The following is an 11,504-nucleotide window of genomic DNA, read 5'->3' on the forward strand; positions in this document are numbered from 1 at the left end:
CCTAGATGGCGCGGTAGTAGATGTTGGCCAGCGTCCGGATGCAGGCGGCGTCGTCCGGTTCGTCCGGCCGGGTGAGCTGGACGTAGCAGAACTGGTTGAACATGGCCAGAATCGCTTCGGCGATCAGCTGTGGGTCGTCGTCGGGACAGTATCCTTCGGCCTGAGCGCGCCGGACCGATTCGCTGATGAAAGCTGTTGGCAACGCACCAATTTCAGCCCAGTACCGCGCGAAGTCGTCGTTGACCATCGCCAATTGGTAGACGCTGATGATCTCGGCGAGCCGGTTGCGGTAGGTCTGCCACTGCGCGGCGGCCGCCGCATACGCGCGCTCGCGATTGGACAGGCCATGCGCTGTCACCGCGCGTGCGCGCTCGGTGATCTCGTCGCGGAACCGCAGCGCCCACTGGCGGACCATGGCCTCTTTGGAGTCGTAGTAGTTGTAGAACGACGCCGCCGAGCGGCCCGCTTCGGCGGCGATGTCGGCGATGGTCGTCGCCAGAATGCCCTTGCGCGCGATGACCGTTCGGGCGGCCACGTCGATCGCCGCCTGCGTGCGCCTGCCTCGGTGGGTCGGAAAATCGGCGGTCTGGCTGCGCCACCGATCAGGCTCTGCCGCGGTCGACACCCGGGCGCACCTCCCTAGAGCAAAACTGAACCTGATGTTAGATTCAGATTCGCATCTTGGCCATGACCCCCGCGGATCGATGGGAGCCGCACGATGATCAAGCCGCACAACACCAACACGGAATTCGAGCTCGGCGGGATCAATCACGTCGCGCTGGTGTGTTCGGACATGGCGCGGACGGTGGACTTCTACTCCAACATCCTCGGCATGCCGTTGATCAAATCGCTCGACCTGCCCGACGGTGCGGGGCAGCACTTCTTCTTCGACGCCGGCAACGGCGACTGCGTCGCGTTCTTTTGGTTCGCCGATGCCCCCGACCGCGTACCGGGCCTCTCGTCGCCGGGCGCCATCCCCGGCATCGGGGACATCACCAGCGCGGTGAGCACCATGAACCACCTGGCGTTTCACGTGCCGGCGGACAAGTTCGACGACTACCGGCAGCGGCTCAAGGGCAAAGGCGTGCGGGTGGGCCCGGTGCTCAACCACGACGAGAGCGAGCGCCAGGTGTCGGCGACCGTGCATCCCGGCGTCTACGTGCGCTCGTTCTACTTCCAGGATCCCGACGGCATCACGCTCGAATTCGCCTGCTGGGTCAGGGAATTCGGGGCGAGCGACAACAAGACCGTTCCCAAGACCGCGGCCGACCGCAGGCCTTCCGTGGAGGCCGTACGCTGAAACGGAGATGACCGACGGCATTCTGTCCGACGCCCAGATCGCGGCGCTGACGCCCGAGCAGCGGCGCGACCTGATCCGCCGGCTGGAGCAACCGCTGAGCGATGTGATCGACCCCGCTTTCCTCATGCGGATACGGCGCATCCGGCTGAGCCTGCTGACCGGCGGCTCGATCGCGATGATTCCCTGGCTCGGGTATCTGTCGATGACGCTGCCGCAGAACTACGTCGCCCACAACTGGACCCTCACGTGGGTGGGCTTCGACGTGCTGTTGATGGCGTTCATGGTCGCCACGGCCGCTCTCGGTTACCTGCGCCGTCAGTTGCTGATTCCGGCCGCGTTCACCACCGGGGTGCTCTTGGCCTGCGACGCGTGGTTCGACCTCATGACCGCCGGCCCCAGGGACGTCCGGCTGTCGGTGGCCACGGCGCTGCTGATCGAGCTGCCGCTGGCGGCCTTCATGATCTTCAGCGCGCTGCGGCTCATGCGCCTCACCATGAGGCGTTTTTGGCTGTTGGATCCGGGGATGCGGCTGTGGCATCTGCCGCTGTTGCCGTGACGCGGTAGAGGTCCGGGTTGGTGAGTTCCTCGAGCAGCGCCGCCAGGTGATCGACGAGCTGGTCGGGCCCGAGTCGGACGTCGCCGGCCAGCCAGGCGCTGATGGTCTGTCCGACGCCGCCGACGGCGAAGTGCGCCGCCGCCTTGACGTGTTCGTTCGCGGGTGCGCGCAGCGCCTCTACGGCGTGCTCGCCGGACAGCAGGGCGAACAGCGCGCTCGATTCGGCGCGCTTGCGCACGACGACCGGGTTGGCCAGTTGGGTGCTGAACAGCAGTCGCCCGAGGCGCGGGTCACCGGCGATGGTCCGCACGATGTTGGTCATCCCGGCCCGGGTCTTCTCCTCTGCCGGCACCGCCGCCACCGCGGCCTGGGTGGTCGCGGCCAGCTCGCCGACCACCCAGTCGAACACCCGCCCGACGAACTGGTCCTTGTCGGTGAAGCTTTCGTAGAAGTAGCGGGCCGCCAGGCCGGCCTGCCCGCAGATGCCGCGGACGGTCAGCTCGGAGACGTCCCGCTGTTCGGCGCCCAGTAGTTCCAGGCCCGCGGTCAGCAGCCGGCGCCGGCGGTCGGCGAGCCGCGCGGCGGCGTCGACGCCGCGGTAGGGCCGCGCGCTGGAACCCTCAACCATGTCCACCATCTTGACACCGGCGTCGCCGACGGGACAACATCGGGAAACAGGCGTTCGCACATTTAGCGTGCTTGCGCCGGGGAGGATCATCATGGCCATTCACCCGCCGATTCCACATGTGGAGCGCCCGGTCGCCGACCCGCCCCGTGCTGCCCGGCCAGTGCCGCCGCGGCGCGGCTCCGGCATCGAGGAGGGTTTGGTGGGCGTCGCGCTGCTGGCGGGCCCCGCGAACGTGATCATGCAGCTGGCGCGGCCCGGCGTGGGCTACGGCGTGATGGAGAGCCGCGTCGAAAGCGGCCGGGTGGACCTGCATCCGATCAAGCGCGCGCGGACCACCTTCACCTATCTCGCGGTGGCCACCGCCGGCAGCGACGCCCAGAAGGAGGCCTTCCGCCGGGCGGTGAACCGGGCCCATGCGCAGGTGTACTCCACCCCCGACAGCCCGGTGCCCTACAACGCCTTCGACGTCGACCTGCAGCTCTGGGTCGGGGCCTGCCTGTACAAGGGCGCGGTCGACATCTACCGCACCTTCATCGGTGAACTGGACGGCGAGGACGCCGACCGCCATTACCGCGAGGGCATGGCGCTGGCCACCACGCTGCAGGTGCCACCGGAGATGTGGCCGGCGGATCGGGCGGCCTTCGACCGCTACTGGCAGGAGTCGCTGGCCAGGGTGCACATCGACGATGCCGTGCGCGACTATCTGTATCCGATTGCCGCGGGCCGCATTCCGGGCGTGGCGCTGCCGGGCGGGCTGCAGCGCCGGCTGGACTCATTCCCGTTGCTGATCACCACCGGCTTTCTGCCGCAACGATTTCGGGATGAGATGCGGTTGCCCTGGGATGCCGCGAAGCAGCGGCGCTTCGACCGGTTGATCGCCGTGCTGCGCGCGGTCAACCGCACGCTGCCGCGGTTCGTCCGGCAATTCCCGTTCAACGTCCTGTTGGCCGACGTCGACCGCCGCATCAGAACGGGCCGTCCGTTGGTGTAGCCGCGCGCCGGTAGCCCACGCGTCCGCAAGCCTGGGCTTCGCGACACGACCGGTCGCCCTGCTCGCCGCGCGTAGCCGCAGCCGCGCGCACCGGCCAGTTGTTAACGACAATCATTTTCAGTAGTCTGCTTGGGGAATCAGCCCAGATCCCAGCCCAGGAGTGTCTGTCATGACGTTGCGGGTCGTTCCCGAAGGCTTGGCCGGCGCAAGTGCGACGGTCGCAGCGTTGACCGCCCGGCTGGCGGCCGCCCACGCGAGCGCCACCCCGTTGATCACCGCGGTCGTTCCCCCGGCGGCCGATCCGGTGTCGCTGCAAACGGCTTGCGGTTTCAGCGCCCAGGGCCAGGAGCATGTCGTTGTTGGCGCCGAGGCCGTCGGAGATCTGGGCCGCTCCGGTCTAGGCCTGACCCAGGCGGGCGCCGGTTATGCCGCCGGTGATGCTGCCGCGGCAACGTCGTACCTCGTCTCAGGGGGCTGACCAATGACGGCACCGGTCTGGATGGCCTCGCCGCCGGAGGTGCACTCGGCGTTGCTGAGCGCCGGCCCCGGGCCCGGCCCCATTTTGGAGGCGGCGTCGGCGTACAACTCGCTCAGCGCCGAGTACGCGTCGGTCGCGCAGGAGCTCAGCGCCTTGGTGGCGTCGGTGCAGGCCGGCGCGTGGGAGGGGCCAAGCGCGGAATCGTTTGCGGCCGCATATGTGCCCTACCTGGCGTGGTTGACGCAGGCCAGCGCCGACAGCGCGGCCGCGGCCGCCCAGCTCGAGACGGTGGCCGCCGGCTATACCGCCGCATTGGCGGCCATGCCCACGCTGCCCGAACTGGCCGCCAACCACGCGATTCACGGGGTGCTGTTGGCCACGAATTTCTTTGGGATCAACACCATTCCGATCGCCGTCAACGAGGCGGATTACGTGCGGATGTGGATTCAGGCGGCCCTCACGATGGCGGGCTACCAGGCGGTCTCCGGCGCCGCGGTGGCCGCGACGCCGCAAACCGCGCCGGCGCCGCAGATCGTGAAGTCCGAGGCGGCGCAGGCCAACCCGGCGGCTAGCGCCAACCCCGCCCAGGGCGTCGTGCAGCAGCTGGAAGGCTTCCTGCAGCAGATCCAGGCGTTGTACCAGAGCCTGCTCACCAACCCGTTGAATACCGATCCGGCCAACCCGGCGAATTTCCCGCCCTGGTTCGTGCAGGGTCTGCAGCAATTCGGCATCGGGAATGGCCCGGTCGTACACGCGCCCCTTCTCGACTACCCGGTGGATGAATGGGTTTCGAATATCCTGCAGAACTTCGGGATCAATTGGGATCCCAGCATGGGCATGGTCAATGGAATGACCTACGACGCCTATACGGATCCGACCACAGTGGGATGGTGGATCGCTCGATCCCTCGAAGTCTTTGAGGATCTTCAACAGTTCGGCACCTACCTGGTGCAAAATCCGGTAGAGGCATTTCAGTACCTGATCAGCTGGCAACTGTTCGATTTTCCGCTTCACATAGAGGAATTCGCTTTCACGCTCGGTGTGCCCTTCCAGGCGGTGTACGCCGCCATCCCCGCGGTGGCGGCTACCCCGCTCGCGGCAGCGGGCGGCCTTGGGGCGCTGGGCGCGCTGGCCGCCGTCCCTCAAGCCGCGGCGCCGGCGGTGGTGCCCATCGCCGCGCCCCTGCCGGCCGTTGCGATGGCCCCGGCTTTGGCGGCGCCCGCGACGACCGTTGCGTCGGCACCGGCGCCCGCGCCCATGCCCACGGCCACGCCCGCCGGCCCCGCCCCTCCCGCAGGCCTGGCGCCGCCACCGCCGCCACCTGCAGCCGCGGGTCCCGCGGGGTTTGCCCCTCCCTACGTGGTGTCCGGCATGGGGCTGAGCTCGAGCGCGCGCTCCAGCGCCGCATCGAGCGCCAAAAGGAAGGCGCCGGCAGCAGCCGGCAGCGTCGCTGCGGCGGCCGCGGCCAGCGCGCGGGAGGCGGCGCGGGCGCGCCGTCGGCAAAGGGCGCGGCAGCGCGGCTACGGCGACGAGTTCATGGACATGAACATCGACGTCGACCCCGACTGGGGCGCACCGGCGGGCGGGCCGACTTCGGCGTCTGACCGGGGCGCGGGAAGCCTGGGGTTCGCCGGCACGGCGGTCAAGGAGTCGGCCGCCGGGGCGGCGGGGCTGACCACGCTGGCCGGTGACGAGTTCGGCGGCGGCCCGAAGATGCCGATGATGCCCGGCACGTGGAACCCGGGCGACGCCCCCGAGGGCGGTAACGGGGCGCGTGACACCGAATGACCTCAAACAACGAAAGCGATCGCGATCCGTCGCCGCGCCACCCGCAGGTTCCGGTGCGGGCGTCCGGGCGCTGACATACTGAGACGGTGACGACGCTGAAGTCACGGCGCGGATTGCGCGTCGGGTCGATGGAAGTGCTGGTGGGCATCCTGCTCGTCGGCGCCTTCGCGGCGACCAAGCTGCGGAACGCGGTCGCGCTCAATCCGACGTCATCGACGGCGGGCACCGTCTTCTGTGGGGTGTTCGTGCAGGCGGTTCCATTCCTGGCGCTCGGCGTGGTGGTCAGCGGGTTGATCGCGGTGTTCGTGTCGCCGGAACGATTGGCGCGCTGGCTCCCGCGCCGTCCGGCCATTGCGGTGTTGGCAGCCGGCGTCGGCGGGGCGGCGTTGCCGGGCTGTGAATGCGGTTCGGTTCCGGTGGCGCGGCGACTGTTCGGTGAGGGCGGGGCCACAGGGGCGGCTGCGTTGACGTTCATGCTGGCCGCGCCGGCGATCAACCCGGTGGTACTCGTGGCCACCGCGGTCGCGTTTCCCGGTGCGCCCAAGATGGTCGTAGCGCGCATGGGGGCGTCGCTGCTGACCGCGGTGATCATGGGCTGGGCATGGTCACGCTGGGGTCGCGCGGAATGGATCACCCGCCGGTTGCCCGCTTCCGGATGCCGGACCGATTCGCGGTGGACGGTGTTCACCGAGGCGGCAAGGCACGACTTCCTGCAGGCCGCCTCGTATTTGGTGGTGGGCGCCGCCGCGGCGGCGGCGCTTCATGTGTTGGTGCCGCGTTGGGTGCTGGCGCATCTGGCGTCGAACCTGGTCCTGGGTGTTGTGGTGATGGCGACCCTGGCGGTGGTGCTGGCCCTGTGTTCGGAGGCCGACGCGTTCGTGGCCGCCAGCATGATCATGGTGCCGCTGCTGCCCCGGCTGGTGTTTCTGGTTGTGGGCCCGGCGGTCGACGTCAAGCTGTTCGCGATGCAGGCGGGGATGTTCGGCCGGGCTTTTGCCGCCCGCTTCGCCCCCTGCACGTTCCTGGTCGCGATCGCATGCGCCTGTGGTGTCGGGCTGTTCGTTTTGGGTGGCAGGTGATGAGCCGCGAAACCGAGAACACCGTGCTGCTCGTGGTGGGCATCAGCATCGTCATGGTCACGATCACGGGTGAGTTCACCCGCTACGTCAAGCCGGGGCTGCTGCCGTGGCTGGTCGCCTCGGCGGTGCTGCTCATCGGGTTGGCGCTCGTCGCGATGCTCGGCGATATCCGCCGCGGCGGTCCACGGACTAGCGGGCCTGGCGATCACGGCGAGGATCACGGCCACAGCCATAGGCGCGGCATCGTGTGGCTGCTGGTAGTTCCGATCATGGCGCTGTGTTTCGTCACGCCACCGGCGCTGCGGCCGTCGGCCGCCGCGCCGTCCGTGACAGCGGTGTCCAATGACGTTCTGAATCGGGCGTTTCCGCCGTTGCCCCCTGGCAGGGCTCCCGAACTGTCGCTGCCGGAGGTGCTCATGCGCGAAGCTCAGGACACCACCGGCTCGCTGAACAATCGGCCGATCACCGTGACCGGCTTTGTGTTGAACGAGGCGCAGGGCGTTGACCTTGGCCGCGTCGTCATCATCTGCTGCGCGGCCGACGCCCAACTGGCGCGGATCCATCTGAGGGGTCCGGCCGCCTCGCAAGCCGCGGGACTGCCGGACAACACCTGGCTTCGGGTTGAGGGCGAAGTCACGCCGCGGCAATCGACTTCCTCAGCCCCAATCCCGACCTTGCAGGCCACTGCGGTCACTCGCATCAATGCCCCGGCCAACCCCTACGACTATCCCCATTGATCAGTCGTCGTCACCTCAATTGGTTCGACCGGCGTTGCGGGTCCAAAACTGATGTCGACCGAGTGCTCTTGGCACCGGCGTGTTTTCCCACTGCCCGCGCTCTAGCCAATCGCGCAGGGCCGCTGCCTCGCCGCTGTCGGTGATGGGGCCGACCCAATGCGGTGGTCCGCAGGCTTCCCGATCCTTGGTGCAAGGCTGGACAAGGGCCATCACCCCGCATCCGGTCGGGCGAGACGCACATGTGACTGGACCGAGCACGCACTGGGCGGCGACCAGCATGGCGCGCGGACAGCGCCGGATGGCCGGACGCAGTTCCTCGATGACCGACAATTCGTGGTCGGCCGGGCAGGCGGCACAGACGACGACGGTGAAAGGGCGGTCGGTACCGCGGCGCTCGGACGTCAACGTGCCGCCGGTCCCGGGTAGGGCAGTAGCGCCATTTCGCGCGCGTTCTTGATCGCGGTGGCGACCTGCCGTTGTTGCTGGACGGTCAGGCCGGTGACCTGCCGGGAGCGAATTTTCCCGCGCTCCGAGATGAACACCCGCAGCGCGGCGGTGTCCTTGTAGTCGACGACGCTGAGCCCGAGGCTGGCGAGCAGGTTCTTTTTGGGTGACCTTCCTGCCGGGTGAGGGGTACGGCGCGGCCGCTGAGCTTTCCTGGCCACGCTCAGCGCTCCTCTCGGAAGTCGACGTGGCGGCGAATCACCGGGTCGTATTTCCGCAGCACCAGCCGGTCCGGGTCGTTGCGGCGGTTCTTGCGGGTGATGTAGGTGTAGCCGGTGCCCGCCGTGGAGCGCAGCTTGACGATCGGTCGAATCTCGTTGCGCGCCATTTAGATCCGCTGCCCTTCCCGGCGCAGCCGCGCCACGACTGCCTCGATGCCGTCGCGGTCGATGACCTTGATGCCCTTGGCGCTGACCCGCAGCCGAATGCGGCGGCCCTCCGACGGAAGGTAGTACGTCTTGAGCTGGACGTTGGGTGACCAGCGCCGGCGGGTCCGGCGATGGGAGTGCGAGACCGCGTTGCCGAAACTTGGTACCCGGCCGGTCACTTGGCAATGAGCGGACACTCGGCTCCTCCTCGACGCAAACTCTTATTGAAAATGATTTTCGACAATCACTGTCGGACACGGTACCGTACCGATAGGCCTATTGAAAATCATTACCGATAAGGACGCCGATGCGGACGCCCGTCATCCTGGTCGCGGGCCAGACGGACACCGACCCCGTCGTGGGCGCACTGCTGCGCACCCCCGGGACGCTGGTCGTCATGCACCGTTTCGACGGTCAGGTGGTGCGCCGGACGACCGCGATCCTGCACCACGGGGAATTGACAACGGCGGACAGTCCGCTGGCACTCTCACACGGGTGTGCGTCGTGCACCATCCGCAACGACCTGATGGTGTTGCTGCGTCAGCTGCACCGCCGCGACGACGTCGACCGAATCGTGGTGCGCCTTTCGCCGTGGCTGGAACCCGAACCGATCTGCGTGGCGATCGACCATGTCCGGGTGCGCGCGGCGCCGGGCTACGTCGACGGACCTGCGGCCCTCGATGTGTCGATCGCCGCGGTGGTGACCTGCGTCGATTCGTCGGTGTGGCTGACCCAGGCCCTCGGTGAGGCGGAACTCGACGACGGACGTACGTGGGCCCAGGTGGTTGTCGCACAGGCCGAATTCGCCGACGTCGTCGTGCTGAACCGCCCCGATCCCTTCGTGGCTGCCGCGCTGCGCCGGCTGTCACCGCGTGCCCGCATCAGGGTGGGCGCCGACGGCATCGAGCACGATCTGCGCAATCTGGACCGCGACGCGCGGCGAGGCCGAAGCGACGACCCGCACGCTCCGTTGCTGGCCGGTGAGCCGCCCCTGGATTCCCGGGGCCCGATCAACCTCGTCGAGTTCAATGCCCGGCGTCCGTTCCACCCGCAGCGCCTGCACGCCTCTCTGGACGTGCTACTGGACGGAGTCATCCGAACCCGGGGACGGCTGTGGCTGGCGAGCCGGCCCGACCACGCGATGTGGTTGGAATCGGCCGGCGGCGGGTTGCGGGTGAGCTCGGCCGGCAAATGGCTGGCCGCCCTGACTGGCCCCGAGCTAGCCGATATCGATGCGGAACGACGCGCCTTCGCCGAGCTGAGGTGGGACGACCGGCACGGCGATCGCCACACGGCGATGACGGTGCTGGTGTGCGGTGCGCAACCTGCGCAGGTCGTCGACGCCCTCGGCGACGCGCTGCTCACCGACGACGAGTTCCGATCCCCGCAGGACTGGCTGCACTACGACGATCCGTTCGGCGACTGGCACGAAGACCCTTGCCAAGCGCCGGCCGAAAACGCCCAAGACGCAGTTGCCCACGACACCCAGGACGGAGACCGCGCATGAAACCGGGCATCCACCCCGATTACCACCCCGTCGTCTTCCAGGACGCCAACACCGGCTCGATGTTCCTGACGCGATCGACCATGACAAGTTCGCGCACCGTCGAGTGGGAGACGCCGCACGGGGTCGAGACCTATCCGCTCGTCGTCGTGGAAGTCAGCTCCGCTTCGCACCCGTTTTGGACCGGCGGGCGCCGGATCGTGGACACCGCCGGACAAGTGGAGAAATTCCGCCGCCGCTACGGTAGCCGGCAAAAGCCCCGACCCGAGGGCGGTGCCGACGCCGGTCGGTGAACCTCCTCGTCGCCGTCGCGCCCGAGCCACCGACCCGAGCCGGGCGATGGCCCCCCGCCGATTCGGCTAGCCTCGGTTGAGTGCGTAGCGAAGGGGATACCTGGGACATCACAACGAGTGTCGGCTCGACCGCGCTGTTCGTAGCGACGGCGCGAGCGCTCGAGGCGCAAAAGCCGGACCCGCTGGCCGTCGACCCGTACGCGGAGCTGTTCTGCCGCGCCGTCGGCGGTCCCGCGGCCGACGTCCTCGACGGCAAAGAGCCCGACCACCCGCTGAAGAGCGCCGACTTCGGTGCGCATTTCGTCAACTTTCAGGCCGCGCGGACCAAGTACTTCGACGAATATTTCGGTCGCGCCGCCGACGCGGGGGTGCGGCAGGTGGTCATCCTGGCGGCGGGACTCGACTCTCGCGCCTACCGGCTGGACTGGCCCGCGGCGACCACGATCTTCGAGCTGGACCGCCCGCAGGTGCTCGACTTCAAGCGGGAGGTGCTCACCAGCCATGGCGCCCGACCGCGCGCCGAGCGCCGCGAGATCGCTATCGATCTCCGGGACGACTGGCCACAAGCATTGCGGGACAGCGGCTTTGATGCTGCCAAGCCGTCCGCGTGGATCGCCGAGGGGCTGCTGATCTATCTGCCGGCCGCCGCCCAAGAGCAGCTGTTCACCGGCATCGACGGCCTCGCCGGCCACGGCAGCCACGTCGCGATCGAAGACGGAGCCCCGCTCGAGCCGGACGAGTTCGAGGCTGCCGTCGAGGAGGAACGCGCGGCCGCCGCTGAGGGCAACCAGCGCCTGTTCTTTCAATTGGTCTACAACGAGCGGTGCGCGCCGGCCACCGAGTGGTTCGGCCGGCGAGGCTGGACCGCGGTCGGCACTCCACTGGCCGATTATCTCCGCGACAACCGTCGGCCGGTTCCCGGCCCGGATACCGAAGCCGGGCCGATGATTGCCCGCAACACTCTGGTCAGCGCGATCAAGGCATGAGCCTGCCCGGCGAACTAACGATGGAGCTGATCACCGAACCGACGCGGTGATCGCCCGGCCACGCGCGCGGCGCGGTGCCAGCCGGCTCGCTGGCAAGCGTTACTTGCTCGCGAGCTCGCCACGGCTGGAAGCCATCCACTTGGCCGCGCGGCGACCGGCGACGGCCTGGCGGAAGCCCGGACCGGCCAGCCGGACCACGGCATAAATCGCGAAGCTGATCGCGCTGATGAAAACGCTCGCTTTGACATGCGGCTTGAGGAGACCCAGCAGCAGTCCGCCGTCGGCGGCGATC

At 68.5% G+C, this 11,504-nt stretch carries 15 protein-coding genes and 1 pseudogene; 10 read left to right on the top strand and 6 right to left on the bottom strand.

Features of this window, described 5'->3' with window-relative positions:
- Position 1: 1 nt before the first annotated feature.
- On the bottom strand, positions 2–625 hold the full coding sequence (locus A5705_RS03800; RefSeq protein WP_067874604.1) for a TetR/AcrR family transcriptional regulator: 624 nt from the start codon (positions 623–625) through the stop codon (positions 2–4).
- A 93-nt stretch (positions 626–718) separates the two neighbouring features.
- On the opposite strand from A5705_RS03800, the gene A5705_RS03805 reads away from it, so the two are divergent.
- Together A5705_RS03805 and A5705_RS03810 are read left to right on the top strand one after the other, a co-directional pair.
- Positions 719–1,300, top strand: coding sequence for a VOC family protein (locus A5705_RS03805; RefSeq protein ID WP_067874607.1), 582 nt, complete (start codon positions 719–721; stop codon positions 1,298–1,300).
- Positions 1,301–1,307: 7 nt separating this feature from the next.
- Positions 1,308–1,856: a hypothetical protein gene (locus tag A5705_RS03810; RefSeq protein ID WP_067874610.1), complete on the top strand. Its 549-nt coding sequence runs from the start codon at positions 1,308–1,310 to the stop codon at positions 1,854–1,856.
- Here A5705_RS03810 and A5705_RS03815 read toward each other — a convergent pair.
- Entirely contained in the window at positions 1,789–2,493 is a 705-nt protein-coding gene (locus A5705_RS03815) for a TetR/AcrR family transcriptional regulator (protein WP_067874613.1), read from the bottom strand. The genes A5705_RS03810 and A5705_RS03815 overlap by 68 nt on opposite strands.
- Before the next feature lie 82 nt (positions 2,494–2,575).
- On the opposite strand from A5705_RS03815, the gene A5705_RS03820 reads away from it, so the two are divergent.
- The 5 genes from A5705_RS03820 (at position 2,576) to A5705_RS03840 (ending at position 7,557) form a co-directional block, all read left to right on the top strand.
- Positions 2,576–3,475, top strand: a complete 900-nt coding sequence (locus A5705_RS03820) for an oxygenase MpaB family protein (protein ID WP_068275516.1) — start codon at positions 2,576–2,578, stop codon at positions 3,473–3,475.
- A gap of 169 nt (positions 3,476–3,644) precedes the next feature.
- Positions 3,645–3,953 (top strand): PE family protein, encoded by a 309-nt coding sequence (locus tag A5705_RS03825; RefSeq protein WP_068275519.1) that lies wholly within the window; start codon positions 3,645–3,647, stop codon positions 3,951–3,953.
- Positions 3,954–3,956: 3 nt separating this feature from the next.
- Positions 3,957–5,741, top strand: a complete 1,785-nt coding sequence (locus A5705_RS03830; RefSeq protein WP_082956281.1) for a PPE family protein — start codon at positions 3,957–3,959, stop codon at positions 5,739–5,741.
- Positions 5,742–5,827: 86 nt separating this feature from the next.
- Entirely contained in the window at positions 5,828–6,820 is a 993-nt protein-coding gene (locus A5705_RS03835) for a permease (protein ID WP_068275523.1), read from the top strand.
- Positions 6,820–7,557, top strand: a complete 738-nt coding sequence (locus A5705_RS03840) for a TIGR03943 family protein (RefSeq protein ID WP_068275525.1) — start codon at positions 6,820–6,822, stop codon at positions 7,555–7,557. The genes A5705_RS03835 and A5705_RS03840 overlap by 1 nt, the downstream gene beginning before the upstream one ends.
- A 401-nt stretch (positions 7,558–7,958) precedes the next feature.
- On the opposite strand, the gene rpsR is transcribed toward A5705_RS03840, so the two are convergent.
- From rpsR to rpmB, 3 genes are read right to left on the bottom strand one after another with little or no spacing between them, the layout of a single operon-like run.
- Positions 7,959–8,222: a 30S ribosomal protein S18 gene (gene rpsR, locus A5705_RS03845; RefSeq protein ID WP_068275532.1), complete on the bottom strand. Its 264-nt coding sequence runs from the start codon at positions 8,220–8,222 to the stop codon at positions 7,959–7,961.
- Between the two features lie 2 nt (positions 8,223–8,224).
- Complete coding sequence (gene rpmG, locus A5705_RS03850; protein ID WP_068275540.1) at positions 8,225–8,389, bottom strand: 50S ribosomal protein L33; 165 nt, start codon at positions 8,387–8,389, stop codon at positions 8,225–8,227.
- Complete coding sequence (gene rpmB / locus A5705_RS03855) at positions 8,390–8,626, bottom strand: 50S ribosomal protein L28 (RefSeq protein ID WP_068275543.1); 237 nt, start codon at positions 8,624–8,626, stop codon at positions 8,390–8,392.
- A gap of 110 nt (positions 8,627–8,736) precedes the next feature.
- Here rpmB and mrf point away from each other — a divergent pair, with 110 nt between their 5' ends.
- The 3 genes from mrf (at position 8,737) to A5705_RS03870 (ending at position 11,212) form a co-directional block, all read left to right on the top strand.
- Positions 8,737–9,936 carry a ribosome hibernation factor-recruiting GTPase MRF gene (gene mrf, locus A5705_RS03860; protein WP_068275546.1) on the top strand — a complete coding sequence of 400 codons (1,200 nt, stop codon included), beginning with the start codon at positions 8,737–8,739 and terminating at the stop codon, positions 9,934–9,936.
- Positions 9,933–10,226 (top strand): type B 50S ribosomal protein L31, encoded by a 294-nt coding sequence (locus A5705_RS03865; protein ID WP_068275548.1) that lies wholly within the window; start codon positions 9,933–9,935, stop codon positions 10,224–10,226. Before mrf ends, A5705_RS03865 begins: the two co-directional genes overlap by 4 nt.
- Positions 10,227–10,306: 80 nt before the next feature.
- The gene (locus A5705_RS03870; RefSeq protein WP_068275549.1) at positions 10,307–11,212 is read left to right on the top strand and encodes a class I SAM-dependent methyltransferase; all 906 of its coding nucleotides are present in this window, start codon (positions 10,307–10,309) and stop codon (positions 11,210–11,212) included.
- 99 nt (positions 11,213–11,311) lie between these two features.
- Here the strand turns inward: A5705_RS03870 and A5705_RS28040 are convergent.
- A pseudogene (locus A5705_RS28040) lies at positions 11,312–11,504 on the bottom strand (hypothetical protein); the annotation flags it as partial.

The sequence above is a fragment of the Mycobacterium sp. E787 genome, assembly GCF_001668725.1.
Taxonomy (GTDB): Bacteria; Actinomycetota; Actinomycetes; order Mycobacteriales; family Mycobacteriaceae; genus Mycobacterium.

Coding starts and splice junctions, on each gene's coding strand:
- A5705_RS03865 (WP_068275548.1), top strand. CDS start 9,933: ATGAAACCGGGCATCCACCCCGATTACCACCCCGTCGTCTTCCAGGAC.
- A5705_RS03840 (WP_068275525.1), top strand. CDS start 6,820: ATGAGCCGCGAAACCGAGAACACCGTGCTGCTCGTGGTGGGCATCAGC.
- mrf (WP_068275546.1), top strand. CDS start 8,737: ATGCGGACGCCCGTCATCCTGGTCGCGGGCCAGACGGACACCGACCCC.
- A5705_RS03830 (WP_082956281.1), top strand. CDS start 3,957: ATGACGGCACCGGTCTGGATGGCCTCGCCGCCGGAGGTGCACTCGGCG.
- A5705_RS03825 (WP_068275519.1), top strand. CDS start 3,645: ATGACGTTGCGGGTCGTTCCCGAAGGCTTGGCCGGCGCAAGTGCGACG.
- A5705_RS03805 (WP_067874607.1), top strand. CDS start 719: ATGATCAAGCCGCACAACACCAACACGGAATTCGAGCTCGGCGGGATC.
- rpmG (WP_068275540.1), bottom strand. CDS start 8,389: ATGGCGCGCAACGAGATTCGACCGATCGTCAAGCTGCGCTCCACGGCG.
- A5705_RS03810 (WP_067874610.1), top strand. CDS start 1,308: ATGACCGACGGCATTCTGTCCGACGCCCAGATCGCGGCGCTGACGCCC.
- A5705_RS03820 (WP_068275516.1), top strand. CDS start 2,576: ATGGCCATTCACCCGCCGATTCCACATGTGGAGCGCCCGGTCGCCGAC.
- A5705_RS03815 (WP_067874613.1), bottom strand. CDS start 2,493: ATGGTGGACATGGTTGAGGGTTCCAGCGCGCGGCCCTACCGCGGCGTC.